We start from the raw sequence: 26,571 nt of genomic DNA on the forward strand, positions 1-26,571 counted from the left end.
AGATGAAACCTTTGCCAGGGCAGGCTGTTGGGGGTAGGATGTAGGGTATAGAAAAAATTAAGAAAAGTAGAAATAAGTGCTGACATTAATCAACTTCTTCCTCACTACACCCCACTCCCAAAAGCCTTATAAATAATGGTTTTGCCCTTCTCTTAGTGCCATTCAGCTTTAACCCTATTTTGTCACTCTCGGAAAACAATAATCGAAGCAAGATTCTGAAACTTTGATTTAATCAAGCTTTGAGTCTTTATTTTCTAACAGTAACTATAATTTATAAGTAGGTTGGCTCAAATAAACCTAACTATGTAACGAAATGTAAAAGAGTCGAAACCCTTGTGATTGCTTCACTTCGCTTTGCTACGTTCGCAATGACATAGTTATAAATTTTCCCACCCACCTACTTAGCTAAAACCTAGAAATTAAAGCTCCCAAAGGCTTTCAGCGATTGCGTTTTCCCAAAGTGATAAAAGAGTGTTAACCATATCGTTCAGGCCTTGCAGAACCGTAACATACACGTCACTCATCTGACAAGCTTATCAAGGCAGCATTTTAATTGTTCTGCCAAGGCATAAACATGGGGTTTTGCAAGCATTGTGTAATGATCTCCTGGGACAGTATGGATCTCTATCAAGCCAGAAACAAACTTTTCCCAACCTAACCCAAACTCAGAAATAGGATACTCGAAATCCTCAGAAAAAGACTCACTTGGACGAATGAGAGTAACTTGGTTTCCATAAACCTGAGGTTTATAGTTAAGCATAGATTCCATATTGGCTTTAAAAACCTCTAGAAGACGCTGAATCTGTGTTAATCCTACATCTGGAGGTACAAGGTTGATTGTCCTCGCCTGTTCCAAGACGTAGTGTAATTGCTCATCCGGACTGAGCCGCCGAATTTCGTTATGCGATAAAGTCAGTGTCTTCCCAAACCTGCCTCCTAGATCCCTAACAAACCAAGCCAGGAGTGTCGCATCATCAACCTTTACTCTGTTAACTGGTACTCGACTATCTAGTAAAGCAAGTAAGGCAACCTCTTGACACTGCTTATGCAGTTGCTGGGCCATTTCAAAAGCTACAAAGCCTCCCATAGACCAGCCAGCTAAAAGGTACGGACCCTCAGGCTGTATGGACCGGATCGCGTCGATGTAGTAAGTTGCCATATCCTGAATTTGCTTAAAAGGTTTTGTTTCCCCCTGAATACCAGCTGCTTCCAGCCCATAGAATGGTTGTTCAGGGCCAAGATGGCGAGCTAAATCAACGTAGCACAGAACATTTCCACCAACTGGATGTACAAAGAATAAAGGCCGCTTTGAACCAGCAGGATGAATCTTTACTAATGGAGATCGAGTCTCAGGGGCAGTTTGCTGGCTTAACCGACTAGCTAAATCTTCGATAGTTGGTGCTTGTAAGAGTGTAGATAGAGACAGATCCCGCCCAAACAGTTTTTGAATTTGAGTCATGAGGCGTACAGCTAGAAGGGAATGACCTCCAAGATCGAAGAAGTTGTCGTTGACGCTAATAGCACATTTTTTATCTAACAAGTCTTCCCATATCTGTGCAAGTTGAAATTCCAGAGTGTTACGAGGCGAGACAAATGCTTTTTCCCGTTCATAACTATTTGCTTCGGGTGTAGGAAGTGCTTTGCGATCTACCTTACCGTTAGATGTTAGAGGCAAGGTATCTAACAAAATAAAGGCGGAAGGCATCATATACTCAGGCAACTTCCCTTCCAAGAAACCACGTAGCTGATTAACATCTAGGGCTGTATCAGGAATAGGAACAACATAAGCTAACAATCGCTTGCTATCCTGAAATTCACCCAATGCCGTTACTACTACAGCACGCACTGCTGGGTGCTGCTCCAAAGCAGTTTCAATCTCTCCCAATTCAATACGGTATCCCTGAACCTTAACTTGAAAATCGTCCCTTCCGAGAAACTCGATATTGCCATCAGAAAGGTAGCGCCCTAAATCTCCGGTCTGGTACAAATATTCTCCTGTTTGGGGATGCTTGATAAAACGGGCGCGGGTCTTTTCCTCATCCTGCCAGTAGCCTTTTGCTACCCCTCTTCCCCCAATATAGAGTTCACCTGTCACCCAGACTGGGCAAGGCTCCAGCATCTCATTAAGTACATAAAAACTTTGGTTGAGCATCGGCCGACCATAAGGGATGCTTTTCCAAGCCGGATCGATATCTTCAATTGGATAAAGGATAGACCAAATAGAAGCTTCAGTAGCACCTCCTAGACTAATTACTTGGATGCCTGGAACTAGGAATGCGAGCTGATTTGGTAAACTAACTGGTATCCAATCTCCACTTAGAAGCACCAGACGCAAATTGGAAGGGATTTTCTCTAGCCTGCCGTCTGCATATTCTACCAACATCTGCATTAGGGCTGGTACTGAATTCCAGATCGTCACTTTTTCTCTTACCAGCAATTCTGCCCAATGAGCAGGATCTCGCATTGCCTCAGCCTGGGGAATGACGATTGTTCCTCCAGCTGCCAGCGTGCCAAAGATGTCGTAAACTGATAGATCAAAACTCAATGAAGATATAGCAAGCACCCGATCTTCGGGTCCAACACCGAAGCGATGGTTGATGTCATAAATAGTATTGACCGCACCGCAATGATCGATCATCACACCTTTAGGCAACCCTGTAGAGCCGGATGTGAAAATAACGTAGGCTAAGTCCTCTGGTTTCTGAACTGGTTTTAAGGGTCGGTCGTCTATTTTCTCTAAGTCTTCGCTGTCTACACAAAGCCTCTGGATGCCATCAGGCCACTCCAGTTTTTTGTCAAGCCAAGATTGAGTCAGAACCAGCCCGACCTCACTTTGCCCGATTAGATACCAAAGTCGCTCTTTAGGAAGCGCGGGATCAACAGGCAGATAAGCTGCTCCCGACTGGAGAACTCCCAAAACGGCCACAACTTGCTCCCAACCTTTCTCCATGACTACTGCCACCAAAACATTGGGACGGGCTCCCAACTGTTCCAAGCATCGCCCTACCTGATTGGAGCGACTGGACAATTGCTCATAGGTCAAAGTCCGGTGGGAAGAAATAACTGCTGATTGTTGCGATCGCAGAGCCACCTGTGCCGCAAATAAGGTGTGAAGCATCCCTGTTGGTATGGGTGCTTGGGTAATATTGACATCCGTTTGCTGCTCAAGCTGCGCTAGTTGCATCAACTGTCGTGCAGTTTTTTGCCAAGCATCTTTCTCATCAGCCAAGCGATGTAGGAAACTACAATATGTGCTGAACATATTATCCAAAAGACCCGGAGGAAAAATTTCCTCTAAGGCATCCCAAATCAAGACTAAAGCCCCACCTTTCTCTACAACTTGATGATCTAGCCAAACTTGGGGAGTCTGTACGCAAGTGTATATTACTTTAGATACCCATTCTGTAGAAGCAGCTTCTTCTTCCCGCAAATTGAGACCGCTAGCAAAGACCACAGGCATTGTAGCTCTCAAAGTTCCACCATGAGTTCGGTTTAATTCCCGCAGAACTCTTACACCACTGACATAACTGTTCTCCAGATCATTCCAAAGTTGTTTTTGAAGGCGCTGAACTCGAGAGACAAAGCTATCCTGTAGAGAATTGTCCACCTCCAGCAAATTTGTGTTGACAAAAGAGCCGAGAATGTCCTTGACTTGTGGATGCAAAGGACGACGATTGTAGAACATGAGGTTGATGCTAAAAATCGGTTCCTTACTCCAAATAGCAAGAACTTCGGCATAGGCAGCACATAATACAGATGTGGGTGTAAGATTTTCTTCTGAGGCTCTATTCTTCAACTTTAGCCAGGTTTCTGGCTCTAATATTGCTTTGCGGTGAACAAATTGAGGATGAGTTACTATACTTGGATGCTTGGCTAGAGGTATCTCTGGTGCAGGAGGTAAAGTTGTTAAACGATTCCACCAATAGTTTTGAGATTTCCGATATATTTCCGAATTTTGTAATGCACCTAATGCTAGAGTATAGTCCCGGTATGAAATATCCAGTGGTGGTAGAGAATAATCGGGATTTTGATATAGTGCTGCCAGTTCTTGTAGCAGAATATTAAAACTCCATCCATCTATAATCAAGAGGCTAAAGTTGAAATGAAGTCGGACTTGTTGATTGTCGAGTTGGTGAGCTAAAACTTCAAACAACGGCCACCGATCTGTGCTTGGTCCTTGATGAGACATCTGCTGACGGACACTCTCTAATACAGATTCTACAACCAGAGTTTTTTGGCCCCGCAAATCTCGAACTTCAATTTCCAAAGGAGGCACTTGCTCCAGAATTTTTTGCTGGCCATCTGGTAGGACAATAGCTCTCAACATACTGTGACGTTTAATCAAGTGCTGCCAAGCCAGGTTAAATCTTTCCAGGTTAAAATCTACAAATTCAAACTCTGTATAGTAATGAGCCGCAACATTACCCAGCTCAAAGCTATCACTTTGACCCAACCAGTATGCCTGTTGCATATCGTTAAGTGGAAAGGGTAAATACTGTTCATCTGGTGCATGTACTATAGATGGAGATACAGAAGAAACAGAATCTTGATTATTGCTTTGACGCAGCAGTGTCAGAATTTCCACCTTGTGTTCTGCAAAGTAAGCACGGAGTGTAGGTGTTAGCGCTCCCTTGGGAGAACGGTATCGTAATTGTTCACCATCAACCCATACCTGCACACCTAGTTTAGAAACTTCCGTCAAAATATTAGTTGTCGTCATAGTTCTCCTTCCTCCCAGGTATCACCAGTTGTTATTAGTGTTAGTTGTTCAAGTACCAGCATTGCAAGACAAGATACACTGTTACTTGGTAAATCAGTAATGCTTACAGGTATCCCTAAATTGATTTCAATTTGGTTTTTTAGATCAAGAGCCATTAAGGAATCAACCCCCAAGTTATTGAGAGATTGCTGCATATCCAGTTGGTGTGGAGAAAGTCTCAACACTTTGCATACTTGTTCACGCAGATAACCCTCAATCAACAACTGGCGCCCTTCTGGTTGTGTAGAAAAGACTGAATTTTGGGTAAAATGTAAGTTTGTGAGTGAGCTATCGATTGGTAGCGAGTTATGATGCTGGACTTGTTCAAAGTTATTGTCTAAATGCTGATTGAGATGCTGCACGGACAAATCATCTGATGTGCAACTTTCTGGGCTAGTTACTGACATTGACGAACGAGCCACCAAAATATGTTGTCCTAAAATGGCTGCTGCACAACTAAATTCAGGTAAAGCTATTACCTCCTCAAACCCATTCGTTAGTAGAGTCTTTTTCCACTGCGGCACTGATAGCAGTGGTTGATCCTGTCGGTACTCATCATCATGGCGCTGCCAACCTTCAAATAAACTGAATGTGATATCAAGCCAAGATTGATGCTCAGTGATTTCCGAAATCAGTAGGATACCATTGGGGGCGAGGAGAGACTGAATATGCTGTAAGGTTTCTCCTAAATTCTGAGTTGCGTGTAAGATATTAGCTGCCACAATTACATCAAAGCTGTGGGGATCGTAACCTTGCTCTTGAGGATTCTGCTCAATGTCTAGCAGTCCATAATAGATAAATGGATAATCTTGAAACTTCTGCTGAGAGCGAGTAAAAAAAAACTCAGAAAGGTCTGTATAATAGTAGCTCGTTCTATTGAGTGGTAACACTGGTAACAAAGATGCAGTGGTTCCTCCCGTTCCACTACCAACTTCAAGAATCCGCAGATTTTTATCGTTGGAAAAGGTTTTCACTACTGATTCCAAAACTGCCTTAGCGATACCATTGAAGTAGCGAGCCTCAGGTGAGTACTGATAAATACCTTCTGCTGTTTCAAAGGAACCGCTAGGAAATAGCAAATTAACTGGCTTGACCTCACCAACAAGTATAGCTGCAAGATTTTGACCACAGCGCTCCATGAAGTCAAATGCATAGGTAGAATCAAACCACTGCTTTTTTGCCTCAGTTGCAAGAGAATCAAGCGATATTGTCAGTAGTGGGAGAAGACCAACAAAAACTTCTTCTTGTTGCTGTAAAAACCCTTCTTTTGCCAACCTCTCTAGCCAACGATGCAAAAGTTTTCGATAAATAGGTAAAATTTTGAATTGATGCAGCAAGGTATCTGCGGAATAACTAGAACTGGGTTTGATGTCAACGCCTAGATCGTGGAAAGCGCTGACAATGTAAGCAGTGACCAGGCGATCCATAAATTGGGATTTGACACCGTATGTATTTAAGGCCAAATCTAACGGGCCCATCAGGGACTGTTGACGACCAGCCTCTACTAGTGATTCCCAAAAAGGTTGATTTTCTGATCTTTTAGGTGTAAGCTGATTTGGTTGAATTTCTTCCAACCAAAACCGTTCTCTTTGCCAAGGATAAGTTGGCAATGGCAAACGACTGCGGGGGTAGTTATAGTCAAATCCAACCCAGTCTGCATTTACGCCTCTGGTATATAATGCACCAAGACTGTTCAAGAGTATCTGCCAGTCATCTTGACCTTTCTTCAGAGAAGGCAACCAAGTACCAAAACTCTTAGGTAGACAGCGTTTGCCCATGCTCAACAATATAGGATGTGAACCTAACTCAATAAATAGGTCATAGCCCTGCTCAAAAATAGTTTGCATTCCCTTTTCAAATTGCACCGGCTCTCGAACATGACGACGCCAGTAAGTTGCATCAGGTATTTCTCCTGGTTGGAGAATTTGCCCCGTCAAGTTGGAAATTAGGGGAATACAAGGAGCTTGAAACTGTACTGATAGTAACGACTGTTCAAAACTATCAAGCATTGGTTCCATCAATGATGAGTGGAAAGCATGAGGAATACTCAAATACTGGAAGCCAATATTTTCTGATTTTAACTTTTGCAGTACGGACTGTACAGCCTCTTTTTCCCCTGCGATCGTGATATTTTTCGGAGCATTTAAAGTAGCAATTGCAACACGATCTTTGAAAGGAGCGATCGCATCTGCTACCTGCACTTCATCGGCGAATACCATCGCCATAATTCCATTTTGAGGCAAAGCTTGCATCAGGCATCCCCGCTCGACTAACAGCTTAAGTCCATCTTCTAAACTGAAGACACCTGCAACACAAGCAGCTGCATATTCACCCAGACTATAGCCCATGACTAAATCAGGTACAATCCCCCAAGAGCGCCATAATTCGGCTAATGCATATTGCAAAGCAAATAATGCAGGTTGAGTGTATGCAGCTTCATCTAAAAGATTTGGGGCATCGGATACTGGATAAAGTACAGACAAAAGTGGCTGCGGTAAATAAGAGCGCAACAGTTCATCACACTGATCTAATATTTGACGGAATTTGGGCTGAGTATTATAGAGATGGCGTCCCATATTCACGTAATGAGAGCCTTGACCTGTGAAGAGAAAGACTATCCTCGAATGCTTACTTGTGTTGGCTTTTCCACTCACTAGTCTAGAAGTCTCTTTGCCGGTTGCAAAAGCGCCTAGTTGTTCAGCTAACTGTATGGCAGATTCCGCAACAACTGCAAGGCGGTGGGTAAAATGAGAGCGCCCTGTATTGGCCGTAAAACAAACATCGGCTAGTGAAACCGAACGATCGGATGTTAAATAAGTTTCATAACTTTGCGCCAGTGCCTGTAAAGCCGTTTCGCTTTTTGCTGATAGGGTAAGTAAGTGCTGGGAGCGTTCAAATTCATGGCTTCTGAGTGGTTGTACTGCTATTTCTTCCAGAACCAGATGAACATTAGTACCGCCAAAGCCAAAGGAACTTACTCCAGCGAGCGCTGCACCCGCAACCTCAGACCATGTACCCAGAGTTTGCTGAACTTTTAAAGGGATCTCGTCAAAAGGAATGTAAGGATTTGGTTCCTGAAAATGCAGACTTGGGGGAATTTGCAGATGTTTGAGTGACAATGCAACTTTTATCAGACTAGCAATACCTGCTGCTGCCTCTAAATGTCCAATATTTGTCTTGAGTGAACCAACAGCACAGTAATTCCCAGGGGTACGTTCAGTTGCCAGAACTGATCCTAGAGCTTTCATCTCAATTGGATCGCCTAACAAAGTACCTGTACCATGAGCCTCAACATACTGGACTTGCCCTGGCGAAACCCCAGAACGTCGGTAAGCTTCTCGCAGCAGTGCTTCTTGGGCCCATCGATTAGGAGCCATCAGCCCGTTGGTACGACCATCTTGATTAATTGCACTGCCACGGATGACAGCATAAATCAGATCGCCGTCTGCTTTCGCCTGTGATAAAGGCTTGAGAATGACTACACCAGCTCCCTCACCTCGAACATAACCATTTGCTTTAGCATCAAAGGTTTTGCAACGGCCATCAGGAGACAAAGCACCTGCTTTTGTCATCCCAATGTTTCCTTCTGGCGAAAGAATTAAATTCACACCGCCAGTGATCGCCAGAGTAGACTCCTCATTCCACAAACTTTGACAGGCAAGGTGTACCGCAACAAGTGAGGAGGAACAAGCTGTATCAATGGCCATACTGGGTCCGCGCAGTCCAAAGAAATAAGAAATGCGGTTAGCCACGATCGATGACGATGTGCCACTACTGGTATAAGCACCAATACTATTAAAATTCCGCCATGCTTGTAAATAGTAATCATGAGAACCGACACCTACAAATACACCAGTAGATGTATCTGTCAGACGATCGGGCACAATCCCCGCATTCTCTAACGCCTCCCAAGCTACTTCCAGCAACAATCGCTGTTGGGGATCTATAAAGTTTGCTTCTTTGGGAGTAATTCCAAAAAAGAGAGGATCGAACTGATCTACTTGCTCTAAAAAACCGCCCCAACGGTTATTTATTTTACCTAGTGTCTCTGGATTTGGATCGTATAAGGTGTTTATATCCCAACGATTTGCTTGAACTTCGGCGATCGCATCGACCCCATTTTTCAGAAGTTTCCAAAAGGCCTCTGGGTTGTTAGCACCAGGGAAACGGCATCCGATGCCGATGATGGCAATAGGTTCCATAGCAATATGCTTTTTTCTCATCTATGTTTAGTTAACTATCAACTCCCAATCTGAGTAGCAATTGTTTATTAATTGAAGGCTATGGGCAGAGCCTTCAAGGAGCGCAAGCTCATGGTCTCGTGCCACTCTACTGCGTTACTTTGGAGCTTCAAATTGGGCATCCGTTCCAGGAGAGTGTTAAAGACAATCTCCGCCTCAAGCCGGGCTAGTGCAGCACCTAAGCAAGTGTGAATGCCATTGCTAAAAGCGATGTGCCGATTCTCGCGTCTGGTAATGTCGAGCCGGTCGGGGTCGGGGAACTGATCTGGATCTCTATTAGCTGCCCCCAAGTGAACTATTACCATCTGACCTTTACGGATTATGCTGTTACCAAACTCAATATCTTCCAGCGCTGTCCGCCACCATAATTGGACTGGGCTTTCGTAGCGTAGTAGTTCTTCAATGGCGCTCTGAATCAGCGTCGGATTCTGTTTGAGTTTGTCAAGCTCGTCGGGATGACGTAGCAGAGCCAACAAACCATTACCAATTAGATTCGATGTGGTCTCGTGACCTGCGGCAAACAAAAAAATGCAAGTCGCTATCAATTCGTCTTCACTGAGCATATCACTTTGTTCTCTAGCGACAATCATGGCGCTGAGAAGGTCTTGCTGGGGATGATTCCTTCGTTCTGTAATCAAATGACGCAAGTACTCAATGAACGTCATAATACTGCTATTGACTTGCTTGAAAAGATCCAGTGTCATCACGGGATCGAGGGTACGCGAGATATCGAACGACCACTGCTTGAGCCGATCGCGATCCTCAACAGGCACTCCTAGCATCTGGGCGATGACAGTAATGGGTAGTGGGTAGGCAAGGTCAGCAATCACATCCATGACTCCAGCATCCTGTACTCGATCCAGCAGTTGATTCACAATGTCTTGGATATGCGGACGCATCGCCTCGATACTCCGAGGGTTGAATGCCTTGCTCACTAGCCCCCGCAACCGGGTGTGATAAGGCGGATCTTGGTTAGTTATCCATTTACTGACTAGTTGTGCCAGAGGGCTGAATTCTACATGCTCCCGCCGGATATATCGTTGCTCATAGCCACTCCAATTACGAAGATCGGAGCTGAAACGAGAATCACGAAGAAGAGTGAGGTTGTCAGCGTAGCGAGTAATCACCCAAAAGCCTAAATAGCTCCAGTGTATTGGATCTTTGGAACGGAGTCGGTGGTAAAATGGATAAGGATCAGAGCGAAATTCGGGCAGAAAGGGATTAAACAGGGCTGTTCCTGTGAAACCATTTTTGTTAGTACCACTCGTGCTGATAACGTCTTGCATTGAATTACTAATGACTCCATTTATTTAAACTTTCTTTTCAATGATTTTGGATTCTGAGTCCGAGAGACGGCATTCCTTAGCTAAGTACTTGGTAAGAGCCTCAATGCTGGGATAATCCCATAACAAGGTGGCTTCCAGCTTAAGTCCAAGTAAAGCTGCTAAGTCATTTGTGAGGCTGATTGCGATCGCTGAATCCATACCATAGCGAGCGAAAGGCTGCCCAACATCTATGTCACCAGGCTCGACTTTCAGATACTTCGCTAATTGGGAAACTAACCAGGCTTGAATAAACTCTTCAGTGTGAAGCTGTTTTTGTGAATTTACTAGTTCGTTGGTGTTGTCAATACACAAATTGGGAAGTAGCTCTTTGGAAGCTTTAATTTGTTGTTCCAAAGATTCTACTTGTGCCAGCAAATGTTGTAATTTTACTTGAGGTGGAGGATTTTCAATCCAATCCTCTACCACATCCAAGCTTCCAGCCAGAAAAGCATTTCGGCACGCATGACGCTGAATTTTTCCGCTAGAAGTTTTCAGAATGCTACCAGGCTTTAATAGTAAAACGGCATAAATTTGTAGTTCATGATATTCAGCCACAGCTTGGCGAATTGCCTCAATTGGCGTTTCTTTAACCATAGGCTGATGGCTTTTAGGATTAACGTTTGGTTCAACTCCTATTTGACCTTGATTTTCTGGGTTACTCTTTTTTTGCTTACGGCGTTGTGTTATGTAACTACGGTCAACTTCAACAGCAACAACTAAACGCTCTTCACCAAAAACATCTACAGAAAACGCAGCACAAGCACCAGGTCTTAACAAGGGATTGCTCTGTTCTACTGTGATTTCAATATCTTGAGGATAATGGTTACGACCTCGAATGATGATCAGATCCTTAATCCGACCGGTGATAAATAACTCACCATTATGTAAAAATCCTAAGTCGCCAGTACGCAGAAACGGACCTTCACCAGTATCTGCTAGATATGCATGGAAAGTACGTTCTGTATCTTCTGGTCGATTCCAATAACCTTGAGCCAGACTTGAACCGGAAACCCAGATTTCTCCAACCTGTTGAAGTGAACATCGGGTTAACAATTCTGGGTCAGCGATCGCAATTTTTTGATCTAACCATGTTTGACCACAGCCGACAATTGTTGTGGTGTTTTCTTGTTCAGCAGCTTTTACAACCACCTGATTTTGCTCAAGTGCTGTGCTTTCAAGATGTTGAAGTACCGGAGAATGTGTTTTTAACTGTCCAGAAACAAATAAAGTTGCCTCAGCCATGCCATAGCAGGGATAAAATGCCTCTTCTCGAAAGCCATAAGGCTTAAAAGTAGTTGCAAACTCCTTTAGTGTCTGAGCACGAATAGTTTCAGCCCCGTTAAAAGCTACTTCCCATTTACTGAGGTCAAGACTCTCACATTGCTCTGGCGTAATCTTGCGAACGCACATATCATAAGCAAAATTAGGGCCACCACTAGTAGTCGCTTTATAGGAGGAAATAGCCTGTAGCCAGCGAAAAGGCTTCTGAAGAAAAGCAATTGGGGACATGAGAATGCAAGGTATACCCAAATATAGGGGTTGCAATACATTTCCAATTAATCCCATGTCATGAAATAAGGGTAACCAACCCACAAAAATAGTTTTCTTTGTATGTCCAAATGCCATCTTGACCATTCGCTCATTGTGTAGCAAATTGCCATGACTTACTATTACGCCCTTCGGTGTACCTGTAGAACCAGAAGTGTATTGTAGAAAAGCTAATGTGTTTTTGCTAACTGATAATTTTTGCCAATCCGATGCTCGCTCACTAGTAATTGTATCTGTAGCTAGCCAATGCAACTTTTGCAATACCGGATTTTGAGCAACCTGGTGCTCCACGTTAGTTAGTACAGATGTAGTAGTGAGTACAATGCTTGCTTGAGCATCAGCTATAATCGCCTGTAGCCTTAACATTGACTGATTAGCTCGGGGTGGATAAGCAGGAACAGCCACAAAGCCAGCATACAAACACCCAAAAAAACCAACGATGAATTCCAGGCCAGGTGGATATAGTAATAAGACACGAGAGCCAACGTCTCCTAAAGACTGTAGTGTTGAAGCGATCGCCTTAGCTTGCTGCTCTAGCTGTCTGTAAGTCAGATGAACCTCTTGTGTCTCACCATCGACCAAGAATGTATAAGCTTTCTGATCTCCCTGGTAAATTGCTCTCCAGCTCAGAATTTCGATTAAGGTGGAATGCTCCACAGGTGCTTCTGTCTCAATCAGTGGGATATCGAAACTTGTCTTCATATTCATAAAATGCTACCTAAGTATTGCCAAAAAATAATAGTCTTGATATCTGTGATATCCCTCTTTTAAAACTCTGACTGGGATTGAGTTTATGGCTTTATTTTCTAAGTATGATGGATATAATCATTGCTAAACTAAAACTCTTGTATGGCAAGGGTTACATCTTTTTCTCTAGGGAAAGTGACAGAAGAAGGATATGGCGTTTCCCAATCATATGAGGTACATCATAGCCCCCTCCTCGCTTGCCTAGTCCTAAAACGGGAGCAACGCGATTTTGTGAGGTGCTAAAAATTAGGGTTATAAATGACCTGTTTAATAGTGCGATCGCAGTGAAATAGCTGTTTTTATTGAGAATCAAGCTATGTAACTGAGAATTAAACCCCGATCTCACTTTTTCGCGTTGCTCCCTCCTAAAACTTTCTGTTATTGTTTACAGTTCAAGGAAAACTTCTGTGGTTGCTTGCGTTTGAGCGCTGAACCTAAACCTAAGGCCCCAAGACCTAATAGTGAAAATATAGATGAAGGCTCAGGAACGGCTTTTGGTGAGATATAGGTTTGTGCCTTTTCCCAAGCTTGTGCCCCAACTAATCGCCCTATAGCTTCACCCATTACATGCCCATCCTTAAAGTGAATACCACCGTAAAGCCGAGATATACCTGCTTCTTCTGCGGCATCCGAGAATGTATCCCATGAAAGCGTCACATCAGTTGCAGGCCCTTTTTCAATTAATGAAGTACCTGCATCAAATGTGTGCGAAAGACCAAAAGCATCGCTACCTGTAAACAACTTTAAAACTTCAGCAGCAGCAGAGCTAGCTGTACTGTGCCCTGAGACATATTCAGCGAAAGATGGAGTTGAAATATAAGGTCGCCAATTTTCACCATTGATTTCTTGTGTCCCCTGATTAGGCCCACCCCAAGCTTTTACAGTTTGTCCCTTAAATAGCTCATGAATGGCAGTTATCGGACGTACAGAATCGAATGCTCTCTTGGTATCCCAGGCGGCAATGGTAGCGTCAAAGTTAGCATTATTCAATGCAAACAACATTTTGACATCATCATCTACGCTGTGATGATCTCTCTTTGAAACGAACTCAGAAAGTTCAGCCCAGCCTGTATCAGCCCAGTATTCGGCAATCACTTTTTGCTTATCGGTAAGATTAGCGCTGATATCAAGGATTTCTTGGGCTTGCTTTTTGTAACCATCAGGATCGGAAGAGATACTTTTAGGACCTTCAGTGGGACGAAACTGCGAACCTGATGTCAATGCAAAAGGCGTTACATTGCCCCAATAAGGAGTTAAGAACTTTTGAACAACTAAGTTCCCCTTACTATCAGTAACACGTTGTGGCTGCCAGCGATCGGGGTCATTGATGCGATCGGGATCGTTTACTGGCGTATATCCTGTGTAGTCCGAGTAAGAACCAGGGTGTAGATCGCCTAATTGGTTTGAACCATCGTAATGACGGAAATTAAGTAATGCCTGCGCTGCCACGTTGCCAATTCCTGCCGCAGTACTCGTGTTAGTCGAGTTATTAGTGGGATTGTAGCCGAGGCTGGTCATTAGATTGTCAAACTTAGGTTTTTGAATAGGGAATAAATCTACTAGAGTTTTGTAAGCTGCATAGCTAATAGTCTCATTTTTATTGGCAATGGTATCCTCTTCCTGAGGACGTCGGAAGGTACCTCCCAATTGAGTGCCTATAGCAACCGGATCGTAGGCAGCCCAAGCATCAAACATACTAGTACTCATCATAGCGAGGGAACGCCCTGATATTGTGGGACCGGGGCGTGTAGCCCTTATTGCCTCAAAAGCTACACTATTCCATAAAAATACATTATTTGTTGTATTATCCGCAGTCAGGCTTACAGCTTTTACTGGCAAGCTAAAAAATACACCTACTACAGCTACTCCCAAAGGTATTAATGAAGGTAAAGGCTTGTACTTCTTCAAGTCATTACTATGTTCTAATAACAAAGTGTTTCTTGGAAATTTTAAGAAGTTGTTAATGAGCAACTTGGTCATCTTTTTTTTGATTCCTAAAACTGCATAAACTTTACAAAAATTCTTAGATAAACCTTGAAAGGGCTGAATCAAGATTTTATACATTGACAGAAATTAAAGGATATATAGCCTTTCCTAAGCAACTGAGGTACACCCAAATCTTGTTTACCAACGTTAGTAGCTTTGAAAACCTACCTCACTAGATCGTGAACCGCTATCTGCCTCTTCTGTCACTCTCCGAAAACACAAATCGAAGGCAACTTTTAAAACTCTGACTGGGATTGATTTTGTGGCTTCATTTTCTAAGTATGATGGATATAATCATTGCTAGGCTAAAACTCTTGTTTGGTAAGGGTTACATCTTTTTATCTAGAGTAAGTGACGGAAGAGGGATATTACTAATGGTTTATGTACTAAACTCAGAGGTTGTTTGAAAAGTTGTAGCTATGATTTTAGGCATTTATTGATCCCTCCCCTAACCCAAGTCACTTGCTTCATTTGGGGAACCACTGAGTTTAGCGGCTCTGCCAATAGGCAAGCAAGCGGCTCGATTGAGAGGAATCTAAAACGTTTTGCTACCGATAACAGAACTTTTTAAACATCCTCTAAACTCGACTTTATCCAATATTAAGAACTGGGTTTTGTTTATCAACTAAAAACCCTGGCTTTTTGGTAAATACTTTTTCAACGTCATAGATTATATATAAAGTTAAAAAAGTAAAACTAGCGTTCTGCAAAGGTTTTAGCAATAGCATTCGTACAACGACTCTGCAGGAGTATCGCGTTACGAAAAAAAGGATAAAGTCGAGCTAAACAGATGCAAAGTACAAATTGCAAACCCTGATTAGTTATTCAATTCTAACAAGAAGGTTTACGCAAAAGTTACAAAAGTTAATAATTAACTTGTCTAACTTTTCCGATTATGCAAAAAACGGGGTAAATTTGGTAGCAGTAATCTGCCCAAACTCTGATTAATTCCTTGATTATAATAATTAAATAGTTGTTAATTAAAATAATCTATATCGACTCAAAGCCTTTATAAAAGGAAGTTTTGACACTAATCTTGAAATTAAAATTCAGCTTAATTGGTTGGTTAGTCTTTTAATCTACACTAGCTCTATCAAATTACTGTAAATAAAAGCTTTTAATCTACACTAGGGCGTGTAATAAATTAACCCAGATAACAGCAGCAAGATAAATTGCACCGAGAAAGCTTATTGCTCGCTTCTAATAGCGTGTGGCAATCGCTCGATATTGTTTGAGTTGGGCAAAAAAATTCTCGATTAGATGTCGTGCTTTGTACAAGTCTTTTATTTTTCCCTTACTAACTAATGATTTAGCTCGATTTATTCCCCAAAGCCTTATTGTTACGTCCATGAAGCGCTTACGATCGCACCTCCGATAAAATCGCTAAAACCATTGCATAGTATGCATTTCGCATTTACGGATAAGTCTATTGGTGACAAGTTAAGGAAAAAGGGAAATTGTCAAGGGTAGTATTTGCATGGGTCAAAATCGTGGGAAATTCAGGATAGACAAATAATTGAGCGATTGTGACCAGCCATGACTACGAGCCGAAAAACCAATTGAGACCATGCGAAAAAAAACAAAGATCAATGGTGGAAGATGAAGTAGGGGTTCAGCCGGGATACGTGTAAATTGGCACACCTTGTAAATAAATGTTGCGGAACGTGTTTTATTGATTTACCAACTTGCCCATAAATGGCAATACTGCTCGGTTAAGGAAAATGAAGGGTAAAACAAAGAAAAATTTGTTCGCGTATTAGTTACGAGAACAAAATGAGATAATTCGACTACTTTTTCTCTTTGAGGCTATCGTACAAGTCCACCCAATTTTGACGAAGAGAGTCGATGCATGAAGTTAAGTGATCGATTTGGGTTCTTTTAGCGACGGAGAGGACAGCATTAATATGAGCAGGGCTTCCAGCCTTACCCAAATGCCTATATTTGCTCAATTTGTTGGGTTGAGTTGTGGAAAAAATTGGTTTGGTAGCGTGTAATTTATAGTACCAATAAGCTTGTTTTTTTCCGCGTGCTTGGTAACGCAAAACACAACAACCAGGTGGCGCTACTTCCCCCGAAGCTTGAATTTGTTGGATAGAGAGTTGTAAAGTGGCAATCGCTTGTTGTAGGAGTTCAGCCCTAGAAATAATGTCCGAGTCAGGAGCAGGCATTGACTAATGCTCCTTGGAAGTTGCAGAAAGAGCAGAATGTGTTCGCGTATAATTTACGAGAACATGGTAAATTTACCCCACACTATTTTACAACTGAAATGTCACTTGTTAACTTTGAGATCATAGAAGCCTAGCCTGCATTAATCCAAGTGAATTACTTCTGGCTGTATCACAAGTAATCCCATCTCAAACCATAACCAGAGCAATTATTAGTACTTCCAGTCAGGAAAAACGACGACGAAAACTGAACTCTCACATAATTGTAGCTTTAGTAATCGCTATGAATTTTTGGTCTGGTGATTCAATAGTAGATGTGTTCAAAAATCTCATTCATGGCTTAAGTTATTTACAAATACCTTTCTTGATACGCTGGAAAATACCAGTAAGTTCATCAATTACAGAAGCTCGTCAAAGGACAGGAGCGGCGGTAATGACTCGGTTATTTGAAATGGTAGCCAAGCCAAAAGCCACAGTATTAACACCTGGTGCTTTTTTGGGAGGATTAAGAATCATGGCGATGGATGGAACAGTTTTTGATGTTCCCGAAACAGAAACAAACGCAAGAGTATTTGGCTATCCTGGTTCTCGCCCTGGTACATATCCGGCTTTTCCCAAAGCTAGATTAGTATTTTTAGTGGAAGCAGGTACTCATTTAATTGTAGATGCATTCTGTTCCCCCTATCGCATTGGAGAGAGAAGAAGTGCTTTAAAACTCCTACGCAGTATTAACTCTAGTATGTTATTGATGTGGGACAGAGGATTACATTCTTTCAAAATGGTCAATGCAGTCATTAAACAAAAAGGTCATTTCCTTGGTCGTGTCCCAGCCCATGTAAAATTTGAAGTAGTTGAAATATTCAAAGATGGCTCTTATCAATCATGGATTGCACCAGATGGAGAGTCGAAAAAAAAGGGTGTGACCCGAATTTCTGTCCGCATAATTGAATATGTTATTGAAGAGAATGGTACAGAAAAGACTTACCGTTTGATTACTGATTTAATGGATATTTCCAACTTTCCGGCTTTGCTATTAGCATCAGAATATCATCAAAGATGGGAGGCTGAGAATACTTTAGATGAATTAAAGGTACATCTAAATGGTCGAAAAATCCCCATCCGTTCTAAGAATCCTCGTGAAGTAGTCCAAGAAATTTATGGTTGGTTGTTAGGGCATTATTGCCTACGTTGTTTAATGTTTCAAAGTGCAGCCTTGAAAAATATTTCTCCATTAAGATTAAGTTTTACTGGTAGTTTACGAGTTCTTCGACGTGCCATCCCTGAATTTCAACGTCAGATAAATAATCAATTGGATATTAACATATATTATAGCTGGTTAATTTCCGAAATATTAGATTTAGAAATCCCTTTACCACAACACAGAAGTAATCCGAGAGTAGTCAAGAAAGCACGTTCAAAGTTTAAGAGTAAAAAGCGAAGTCACAGAAGTAATGGTACTCTCCGACAACAACTATCTTTTCAAATTCTGAGAAAGGCAAGTTAAATCTGTCAATTTGTTCGATACACTAAATTGTTCATCATCAATTTATAGTTCAATAGTTTAAAGATATTCTAAGCAATTGACAATTAAGTTTTTTGAGAGTGCCTTTAGGTATAGACAAACTCTTTAGCTAATTTTGTTCTCGTAGTCAACACGCGAACTAATTCTCCTTGACTCCACCACCTATTTCCCCTTAACCGAACAGTATTGCCTCGACTCTACCTCCCGGCTGAACCCCAAGTAATTGCAGAGCAACTGGAAAGATTACTGACACCAGCCATTACAAATCAAGAAAATTACTACCGAAAATTAGGACTCAGAGAGCGGATATTGAATTTACCGTTGATGATGGCTGCGGTGTTAACCTTACTGTGGCGAGACGTAGCAGGAGTGAGAGGATAATACTTATGCCAGTCCCTCTGCTCCCAGGCTGGAAGAGACTGCCTTCAAGATAATAAATTTATATAGTTGGGAGCAGGGTTTACGTGTAATCACAATCACAGCATTGACTTAATATGGCAATAAAATACGATTACCAACTGATTGAGTCCGCACGGCAAGGCGACAGTGAAGCTATCAATACTCTGTTAACCCAATGTGTTCCCGATATTAAGCGATTTGCACGCACTGTCTGCGCGACTCCTGAAGATGTTGAAGACGCCCTTCAGGAAACCATAATTATTTTATCAAAAAAGATAAATACCTTGCGAATCGCTGCTGCCTTTACATCATGGCTATTCAGAGTGGTAAAGCGCGAGTGTTATCGTCTGCTCAGGCTAAGGACTAAGGAATTACTCACTGATACCCTCCCCGAAGTACAGGATACATCTGAATACAATAGAATACAATCAACTTTGCTTAGTCAAGAGATTGTAACTGCCATTACAAGACTACCAATAATTTATCGGCAAGTCCTGATTATGCGAGATATCGAAGAAATGACTGCTCCAGAGACAGCAATGACACTAGGCATTACTGTAGAGGCAGTAAAAAGCCGTCTTCACCGAGCAAGAAAAATAATCAGAGCAACCCTGCAACAGTATCTAGTTGATTGATCAAAAATGACTCTGAATAGGGATCTTAGAGTAGAAAGTTGTAAATAACAGGCATTGATGGGAATTTAAATGAATCCTTTTAGTCCTCCTAGGCCTCTTTATTAATAAGCACTCTTTATAAATACGCGATTAACCAAAATAGGAAAAAGTCTATGTGGTACAAAAAAAATTTACCAATGTGGGAGCGTATGATGCGCGGTGCTGCTGGTGTCGCAATAGCAATCTGTGGACTCATTGGACTCAAGGGAATGCCGATTGGCTATTTAATTGCCACATCAGGAGTATGTGTTGGATTAACCGGATTTTTTGGGTTTTGCCCAGCCTGTGCAATGCTAGGGCGAAAACCTAAATCCTCCAAGTGATCGCGGTCTAAGAGGTTGTTTGAAAAGTGTTTCGCTGTAACTTTAGGCACTTTTAGAGTCCCCTTAACCTCCTTTAAAAAGGGTGGAACCGGAATTAAAACCTCCAATTTATCGGGGGATTTAGAGGTATCTAAAACTTTTAATACTGGCAAGAGGACTTTTCAAACATCCTGTAAAAGACTCATAGGTGTAAGCAGGATCACGAAATCATTTGTAAGTGCATCAAAGTCCAGTTGGAATTTGTGAATATCCGAGTTTACTGAAAATTATGTCTTCAAGCAAAAACTTATTTGCCAGCCAGACTTTGGGCGAACATCTTATTAGAGGTATATTTGGGATTGCCGCTATTTACTTTGCTATTAAACTGGGGCAAAACCCCACCACATGGTGGGCGACTCCAGCTTCGCTTGGGCTGGGTATATTCTCACTTATCTTGTTCCGAGGATGCCCAATTTGCTGGACAATTGGATTTTTTGAAACCCTGTACCGACAAATCCAGCGTTTCCGATCCAGAATGTCCTGGCGAGATAGGCAACTTAAGAGGAAGCATCTCAGCAATTCTAAATTTAAGAATTGAGGTAAGGATTCAGGTCTAATATTTAGGAAGCAGGGATGGGCGAGACAGATAATTATTAGAATTAGCCAACAGTGCTTGTGCAAAAAAATCAATCACAGACCTACCTTGACGACGACAGGTTTGCACCACTGTCAACAGATGGGCAGTGTGTTTAAACCTGTCCATTGAACGGGAGCCACCACTAACCTTACGTTTCGTTACAGCCAAAGGAAGGGAACGTTCAGCCTGATTGTTATCAGGAGGAACTTCAGGGTAGTCAAGAAAATACCACCATTGACTTGCTTTATCACGCAAAAAACGTAAAAGGTGACCAACTGTAGCTCTTGCTATAGCAATCCACTGATGGAGTGTTTGTTGCAACTTATATTTGAATTGATTGACCCAATCGTTGTAACTGAAGGAGTCAAGAGTCTCAAACCACTGAGCGTAATTTCTAAAGGCTTCATCAATTAAATTAACAAACGCTTCGCCAATAGCTTGGTTGTGGAGACCTGGAAGTATAATTAGTTTAAGGAAACACCCCAGCGTAACTATCTGTACGATTGCTCATTTACCCCCGGACTTCTGTTACACCTATTTAGTCAAAGGTGGAATCGATGCCCCAAAGTCTTCTAGATTCATTGATGTCTACAGCGATCGCCTAACACTACCATCTGAGGTAGTGAGCCACGCTCATTTGATTGTTACCTCGCTTGAGCCACTACCGCCATAAAAATACCCCCTTCTGGGGGCAATTGATGTGGTTGATGTGCCTAAAAGGACACAATCGAATAATGAGAGTTCGCTATAAAGATTTCTGTATATGTGCCCATCTTAGAATGAACTGTCGGTGAATGTCTTCGGTGATCACCTTTTCTTCAAAATCGCTTCACAACAACTTCTCAATAAAATCGCTATTTACACCGTTAAGCATTGCTTACTCCCCGCAGGCGATAGCTTTTTCACATTTTCAATCCGACAGCACCCCCGCTTCCATAGCAGTCTTTGGTTTTTATCTACAGGATGGTAATAAGCCCAAATACTTCCATCTGGTGCTGAATATAAGGATATAATAAAAACCGTTTGTGTACCAAAGTTACCTGTACTTACCTCAATCTTTTCTTTGACAGTAAACGTCTGTCCTGAACTATTAGTTGCTGTTGATAATTTTTTATAGGCTGGTTTATTCCTTAATTGCGGTTGCTCTGTTTCTATCTCTGATTGCTCATGTTCAGCAGAGGTACTTTCAATCAAAGCAGTTGATGATGATGAATTAACTAGTGCGGCTTCGAGAGTTTGAGGTAAAGCTAACTGTTCATTCTCTGCTTCTATTGTTTGAGGCACAGCGTCATAACTCAGGGCAGAGCTACTGTTTAATTCTGAAACTTCAATGCTTTTACTCTCGTTATTATTTACTTCTAATTCCGGCTCAACTGGCTGATTTTCTGTTGGTACGCTAGTTGATGCTGATTTAGATTGTGCAGAATTATTATCGTCTGTGGCGTTATCTTTTTGCTTGACTATACGTAAAATAGCTGGCTTGGTTGGCGTGGCTTCTTCTTTTGATAGTGAACTATTCGTTTTAGGAGATTTACGTTTAGGCATAATAATTTATTGGCAGCAATGCACTCTTAAACGGTGATTAAATCAGTAATTAAGAAGGGAATGATTACAGTTTTCTGTCGGTTTAGCTTTCAGTTAACTCAGTAGTATATTCAGCCGTGTTGGTTGATATATCTGAAGTTGAAGATTGCTCACGATCGGGAAATTTAATGCACTCCCCTGATTGAATTACTAAGTTAGCCCCGACACGTCGCACATGAAAATTCCAGAATTTCTTAATCGAATTTGATGGTAAAAATCCGATTAGTCTTAGTTGGAAATCTTTGGGTAGCTCAAAGTCTCTCTGTGGTTTTTGGTGAATTTTAACTTCTACTATCCCAAATTCATAGTCTTGATATACAACTAATCCTTGTACAGAAAAGTTATCAGCTACTAACTGCAATTCGTTTTTTACTGAGTCGGTATATTTTTTTTCGTTGCGAACATTTATCAAAGTCACCCGAAGTTTTGTCGGAGAATCTTTGAATGGTGTTCTGGGGTAAACAGTCCACAGGTAATCAAGTGATAAATCAAGTTGAGATTGTTAAACTAATTTCGATGCTCTCTTAGCAAGGTTTGTCTCAAGCATTACACCGTCAGCAGTTATTAGTTGCCCTTGATAAATAAGCTCATCCGAGGGAACATACTTCCCCCAGAGCCGACCAATTGCACGATATTCTAGTGGCTCTGTCGGTCTGATATGGTGATTATTAACTAATAACTGCTGTGTATCGTTCGTAATTGTCATGCGGACAAAGTTAAATTGTGTAATTTTTTGAATTGCTTTTATGATTGTAAACTGCGGCTCCCACTAAGATATTCTTCTTTCAATCTACTCAAAAGCCTTAAGTATCTTTAATGGGAGCTTATACCCAAAGATGAACAACTGCCAGTAGCATCCATGCTCTCCATAAATTGAACATGAATGCTTGAGACACATCTATTAACTTGCGCCAGCTTCAGCCACCGCTACATCTGGCTTGGACTCCTTCACTTTCTTCTCGAAAATCTGGATTCCCGCATCAATCACTTCAAAACCGTTCTCTGTTCGTTCACCAAGCTTGCCCGATCGCTTGGCTATCGTAGCTGTTCACAAACAAAGTGAGCGTTGAGCATTCGGCTTGAAACAGAATCAAGACTCAACATTAAAAAAACAAAATCCACAAGAAAATTTACCCCTGTTTTTGACCCTTTTTTTGTCTATCTAATTGATAATTAGTCTCAAGATGAACCGCCCAAACCGTGATTATTGACACATTTATCAAGAAATATTACAGTTTTGGCACTAACTTCTTGATTTGACTCAATTCGTGAATTTGAGATAAAACCTCGAAAAAACATCCATTTTCCCCGCCCTCACCAACTACATTCAACATCTCCCAATATCTAGACAATATCTCCCAAATCTCCAATTTTTTCTTACCTTTTTACACCTTTTAAATCATCCACTCACAAAATTCTCATTAGCTCAAAAATTCCCAATAAATCCGAACAGTTCCCAAGACTTGTTAGAAGTCTCCCATTATTTCCCAATAATTGGTAAATTATCGGGAAATTCGCTTAAAAGCTTTTAAGCTCTGTAATCCATCTTTTTCTGACGCACAGTACGCCATATTTGGCGGAAAGTTTTTGAGGGTCAAAATTGAAAAGCAGAAGCCGAAGCAACAGTCATCAAAAAATACTACGGAATAACTACACAATTACGACAAAAGCCGCCTCAGAGTTCAACCCTCTGAAAACTGCGGCGATTCTTATGCTAGTTCTTCGCCATTGAAGCGGATGCTGTTGGCGAAGTTAAAAAACGTTCCGCTCGTGTTTGGGTAAGTCAATTCAGCCCCCTTAAACGAATTCGCTGCTTTTCGCAATTACGATGAGCTTTTTCTCAACTACTACTCGACACCAAACAGTTTGTTGATCTGTTTCATTTCCGGTGACAGTTCTAGTTCCATCAAATCGTCAGTGTCTTCATCTAAGGTTTGGTCATCGTCATCCGAGGTGGACACCCGGATTTCATCATTCAAGTTCTCATTATTTTTAGTGGGATTCACAGTTTCAGGAGAAGTACTAAAAAGTGTTGTGTTGGATGAAGGTAATTTTTCTATCGCTCCAATCCTTCTAATGGTGGCAAGTTTTCCCTCTAGTTTCTCAATCGCAGACCAACAAGCTTTGACTAACTCATCATTTGTGACTTTACCTTCTAACGCTTCAGGCAACCAAAAAGCAGTTAGAGCTTCCATTGAAAATTCAGTCGCGGCTTTATTAGAGGGATGGTTCAATAAATATTCAATGGTCTTACCTTCCCAAGAATTAGATTTGCGTTTTATTCTCGGCAACTCAACATCTTTGTAGCGTGGTGCGCTCATGTGTCTTCTAAGTAATAGACAAATTATCGTAGCACAAAACACCAGTATTTTGCCTGAGTTTCCTAGCGGTGTTAATGAGCATTATAGTGGTGTTAATGAGTTTAAAAAGGGTGTAATAAATTGCCAAAAATTCTAGCCCCGAAAATAATAATGAGTATTATAGTGGTATAAATGAGTTTTTTAGTGGTATTAGGGGAGAAAGCGGACAAAAAGCGCTAAATCTGCCTGCAAAGCTTACACAGCAAGCTTTTCGGCAGTTGGATGAGACTACTACCAAAAATTTTCGGCAGGGTGTACCAAGTTGTATCCATACTCATTATGGTTTCATGCCCTGCGGGTGGCTGCGCCATCTCTCGCTGCGCTCATGACATGAAACCGCCGTTCGCTTGGAGGGGTTTTTTATACTACAAAGTACTGCATTTGTAGTATAAATCTTTGATGTCGCCACTAACAATTCTCAGAATTGAGAAACTAAAAACATTCGGCAACGTTGCGGGAAGTGATGACCATGTTACCAGGAATAGAGAAACACCCAACGCAGATCCAACCAAAGAGAATGTCCGGTTGATTGGGGGAGAAGACTCACGCGCCTTGGAGGAGATAGTTAAAGAAAAAATCTCTACGCTCAAGCATCGCCCTCGGCATGATGCAGTGTTATGCACCGAGATGTTTCTCTCGGCATCACCTGAATATTTCCGCCCTGGTGATCCATCTCTTTCTGGGCAATGGTCTGATTCACTGATGCAGCAGTGGGCGATCGCATCCCGTGACTGGCTAGCTCAAAACTATGGGTCAAAGTGCGTTAGGGCAGAACTTCACCTAGATGAAAGTACCCCACACATTCACGCCTACATCGTGCCATTGAACGATAAAACTGGCAGAGTCAGTCATGATGCGATGTTTGGCGGCAGAGGTGGGCAGGGAAGAATCAAGTTATCCAAACTCCAAGACAGTTATGCTGCTGCACTCGCTCCTTTGGGCATTGAACGGGGGGTCAAGGGCAGTAAGGCAACCCACACTAAAGTCAAGGAATATTACCAAGCCGTTAACAGTGAACCACTCACCGCAGTCATTACAAATAACCAATTAGCACCCACATCATTTGAATCAGCTAGGAGTTACGTTGCCAGGATTCAGTCTGATGACCAGTTCCAAGCGATTAATCACCAACTGGCTGACCGTTCGTTCATGGCAGAGCGATTGGAGAGGGCAGAGCAACGGGCGAGAGCCAGCGAAAAGGAACGACAACGGCTAGAAGAAATTGTGCGATCGCTGGAATTGAAAACCCAACAACTGCGCGACTTGCCCCTGGAGGATGTCGCCTGGGAGTTGGGGCTACACCATGAGGAAGGAAAATGGAGGGGTCACGGACACATCATTAATATAGATGGGCCCAAATTCTACGACTTCGCCCCCGAACAGCAGAAAGGCTCAGGGGGTGCGATTGACTTGGTGATGCACGTTAACAATTGCAATGTACGGCAGGCGGTCGTCTGGTTGCATGAGCGATTTGGTGAGTCGGGGGCAGAACGAGCGGCGATCGCAAAAGCAACTAGAGTGACTGCTGAAATTATCCAGTTAGAACCACGCGACAAATTCACGCTACCAGTTGAGGATAAAGCCAAGTGGCAAGCAGTCTCCAACTACCTCACCCAGAAACGGGGGATACCTGAAAACTTTGTGGAAGTTCTGCATAAGAGGGGGCTAGTTTACGCTGATGATCAGCAAAACGCTGTGTTCGTCATGCGGAATCTTGGCTCACTACCCCAGGCAATAGGAGCATTCTTGCGGGGGACACGGGGAGAAAACAACACGTTTAAGGGTTACGAGAAAGGGACTAAGCGGCGTGAGGGCTGGTTTCACTTTCACTTGGGCGGACAGCCAACTGATCCTGTAGAGAAAGTGGTGCTTTTGAAATCACCCATCAATGCCATATCTTTTGCAATGCTGGAGTATCAGCTTAGAGGCGATGTGCCACCCAATAGAACCCTGTACATGGCGGTAGATAATCCCAATAGCTTGCCAGTAGAGCAATTGCAGCATATTCCTAATGTACAAGTGGCTTTTGACTCGGACGATTCTGGTAATGCATCTGCACGAGTTGTTAAGGAATTGCTGCCACAGTCCAAGCGGCTCAAGTGCAAAGCTGACGATTGGAATCAGCAGCTACTCGATTATGAGCAGCAGTTAAAGCAACAGCATCAGCAACAGCATCAGCAACAGCATCAGCAACAGCATCAGCAACAGCATCAGCAACAGCATCAGCAACAGCATCAGCAACAGCATCAGCAACAGCATCAGCAACAGCATCAGCAACAGCATCAGCAACAGCATCAGCAGGATGATGAATTGAGTCTTTAA

At 42.2% G+C, this 26,571-nt stretch carries 16 protein-coding genes and 3 pseudogenes; 7 read left to right on the plus strand and 12 right to left on the minus strand.

Annotated elements, in window-relative coordinates:
• Nucleotides 1–520: 520 nt before the first annotated feature.
• From NLP_RS31940 to NLP_RS31970, 7 genes and pseudogenes are all read right to left on the minus strand, one after another.
• Nucleotides 521–4,720: a non-ribosomal peptide synthetase gene (locus NLP_RS31940; RefSeq protein ID WP_104910211.1), complete on the minus strand. Its 4,200-nt coding sequence runs from the start codon at nt 4,718–4,720 to the stop codon at nt 521–523.
• Nucleotides 4,717–8,961 carry a type I polyketide synthase gene (locus tag NLP_RS31945; protein ID WP_104910212.1) on the minus strand — a complete coding sequence of 1,415 codons (4,245 nt, stop codon included), beginning with the start codon at nt 8,959–8,961 and terminating at the stop codon, nt 4,717–4,719. Before NLP_RS31945 ends, NLP_RS31940 begins: the two co-directional genes overlap by 4 nt.
• 68 nt (nt 8,962–9,029) lie before the next feature.
• Nucleotides 9,030–10,286 carry a cytochrome P450 gene (locus NLP_RS31950; RefSeq protein WP_104910213.1) on the minus strand — a complete coding sequence of 419 codons (1,257 nt, stop codon included), beginning with the start codon at nt 10,284–10,286 and terminating at the stop codon, nt 9,030–9,032.
• Between the two features lie 24 nt (nt 10,287–10,310).
• Complete coding sequence (locus tag NLP_RS31955; RefSeq protein ID WP_104910214.1) at nt 10,311–12,575, minus strand: AMP-binding protein; 2,265 nt, start codon at nt 12,573–12,575, stop codon at nt 10,311–10,313.
• Nucleotides 12,576–12,998: 423 nt separating this feature from the next.
• Nucleotides 12,999–14,600: a vanadium-dependent haloperoxidase gene (locus NLP_RS31960; protein ID WP_104910223.1), complete on the minus strand. Its 1,602-nt coding sequence runs from the start codon at nt 14,598–14,600 to the stop codon at nt 12,999–13,001.
• A gap of 1,128 nt (nt 14,601–15,728) precedes the next feature.
• A pseudogene (locus NLP_RS35395) lies at nt 15,729–15,884 on the minus strand (transposase); the annotation flags it as partial.
• Nucleotides 15,885–16,393: 509 nt separating this feature from the next.
• The gene (locus tag NLP_RS31970; RefSeq protein WP_104906665.1) at nt 16,394–16,774 is read right to left on the minus strand and encodes a hypothetical protein; all 381 of its coding nucleotides are present in this window, start codon (nt 16,772–16,774) and stop codon (nt 16,394–16,396) included.
• A gap of 193 nt (nt 16,775–16,967) precedes the next feature.
• Between NLP_RS31970 and NLP_RS31975 the strand changes: the two genes are divergently transcribed.
• From NLP_RS31975 to NLP_RS31995, 5 genes and pseudogenes are all read left to right on the plus strand, one after another.
• Nucleotides 16,968–18,275 (plus strand): IS4 family transposase, encoded by a 1,308-nt coding sequence (locus NLP_RS31975; protein WP_442946664.1) that lies wholly within the window; start codon nt 16,968–16,970, stop codon nt 18,273–18,275.
• A 204-nt stretch (nt 18,276–18,479) separates the two neighbouring features.
• Nucleotides 18,480–18,665, plus strand: a pseudogene (locus NLP_RS31980) (hypothetical protein); the annotation flags it as partial.
• A gap of 122 nt (nt 18,666–18,787) precedes the next feature.
• Nucleotides 18,788–19,327 carry an RNA polymerase sigma factor gene (locus tag NLP_RS31985; RefSeq protein WP_104910215.1) on the plus strand — a complete coding sequence of 180 codons (540 nt, stop codon included), beginning with the start codon at nt 18,788–18,790 and terminating at the stop codon, nt 19,325–19,327.
• Between the two features lie 152 nt (nt 19,328–19,479).
• Entirely contained in the window at nt 19,480–19,689 is a 210-nt protein-coding gene (locus NLP_RS31990; RefSeq protein ID WP_104910216.1) for a YgaP family membrane protein, read from the plus strand.
• A 290-nt stretch (nt 19,690–19,979) separates the two neighbouring features.
• Nucleotides 19,980–20,285, plus strand: coding sequence for a hypothetical protein (locus NLP_RS31995; RefSeq protein ID WP_158680632.1), 306 nt, complete (start codon nt 19,980–19,982; stop codon nt 20,283–20,285).
• Here the strand turns inward: NLP_RS31995 and NLP_RS32000 are convergent.
• A pseudogene (locus tag NLP_RS32000) lies at nt 20,282–20,782 on the minus strand (IS66 family transposase); the annotation flags it as partial. The gene NLP_RS31995 and the pseudogene NLP_RS32000 sit on opposite strands and share 4 nt — an antisense overlap.
• Between NLP_RS32000 and NLP_RS33900 the strand changes: the two are divergent.
• Entirely contained in the window at nt 20,748–20,978 is a 231-nt protein-coding gene (locus NLP_RS33900) for a hypothetical protein (RefSeq protein ID WP_158680633.1), read from the plus strand. The pseudogene NLP_RS32000 and the gene NLP_RS33900 sit on opposite strands and share 35 nt — an antisense overlap.
• A gap of 185 nt (nt 20,979–21,163) precedes the next feature.
• Here the strand turns inward: NLP_RS33900 and NLP_RS32005 are convergent, their stop codons facing one another.
• From NLP_RS32005 to NLP_RS32020, 4 genes are all read right to left on the minus strand, one after another.
• Nucleotides 21,164–21,850, minus strand: coding sequence for a hypothetical protein (locus NLP_RS32005; RefSeq protein WP_104910217.1), 687 nt, complete (start codon nt 21,848–21,850; stop codon nt 21,164–21,166).
• An 82-nt stretch (nt 21,851–21,932) separates the two neighbouring features.
• Nucleotides 21,933–22,307 (minus strand): hypothetical protein, encoded by a 375-nt coding sequence (locus tag NLP_RS32010; protein ID WP_104910218.1) that lies wholly within the window; start codon nt 22,305–22,307, stop codon nt 21,933–21,935.
• 84 nt (nt 22,308–22,391) lie between these two features.
• Nucleotides 22,392–22,595 (minus strand): hypothetical protein, encoded by a 204-nt coding sequence (locus tag NLP_RS32015; RefSeq protein WP_104910219.1) that lies wholly within the window; start codon nt 22,593–22,595, stop codon nt 22,392–22,394.
• A 1,141-nt stretch (nt 22,596–23,736) separates the two neighbouring features.
• Nucleotides 23,737–24,210, minus strand: coding sequence for a hypothetical protein (locus tag NLP_RS32020; RefSeq protein ID WP_104910220.1), 474 nt, complete (start codon nt 24,208–24,210; stop codon nt 23,737–23,739).
• 438 nt (nt 24,211–24,648) lie between these two features.
• Between NLP_RS32020 and mobV the strand changes: the two genes are divergently transcribed.
• Nucleotides 24,649–26,571 (plus strand): MobV family relaxase, encoded by a 1,923-nt coding sequence (gene mobV, locus NLP_RS32025; RefSeq protein ID WP_104910221.1) that lies wholly within the window; start codon nt 24,649–24,651, stop codon nt 26,569–26,571.

Origin of the sequence: Nostoc sp. 'Lobaria pulmonaria (5183) cyanobiont' (genome assembly GCF_002949795.1) — a bacterium.
In the GTDB taxonomy this organism is placed as follows: domain Bacteria; phylum Cyanobacteriota; class Cyanobacteriia; order Cyanobacteriales; family Nostocaceae; genus Nostoc.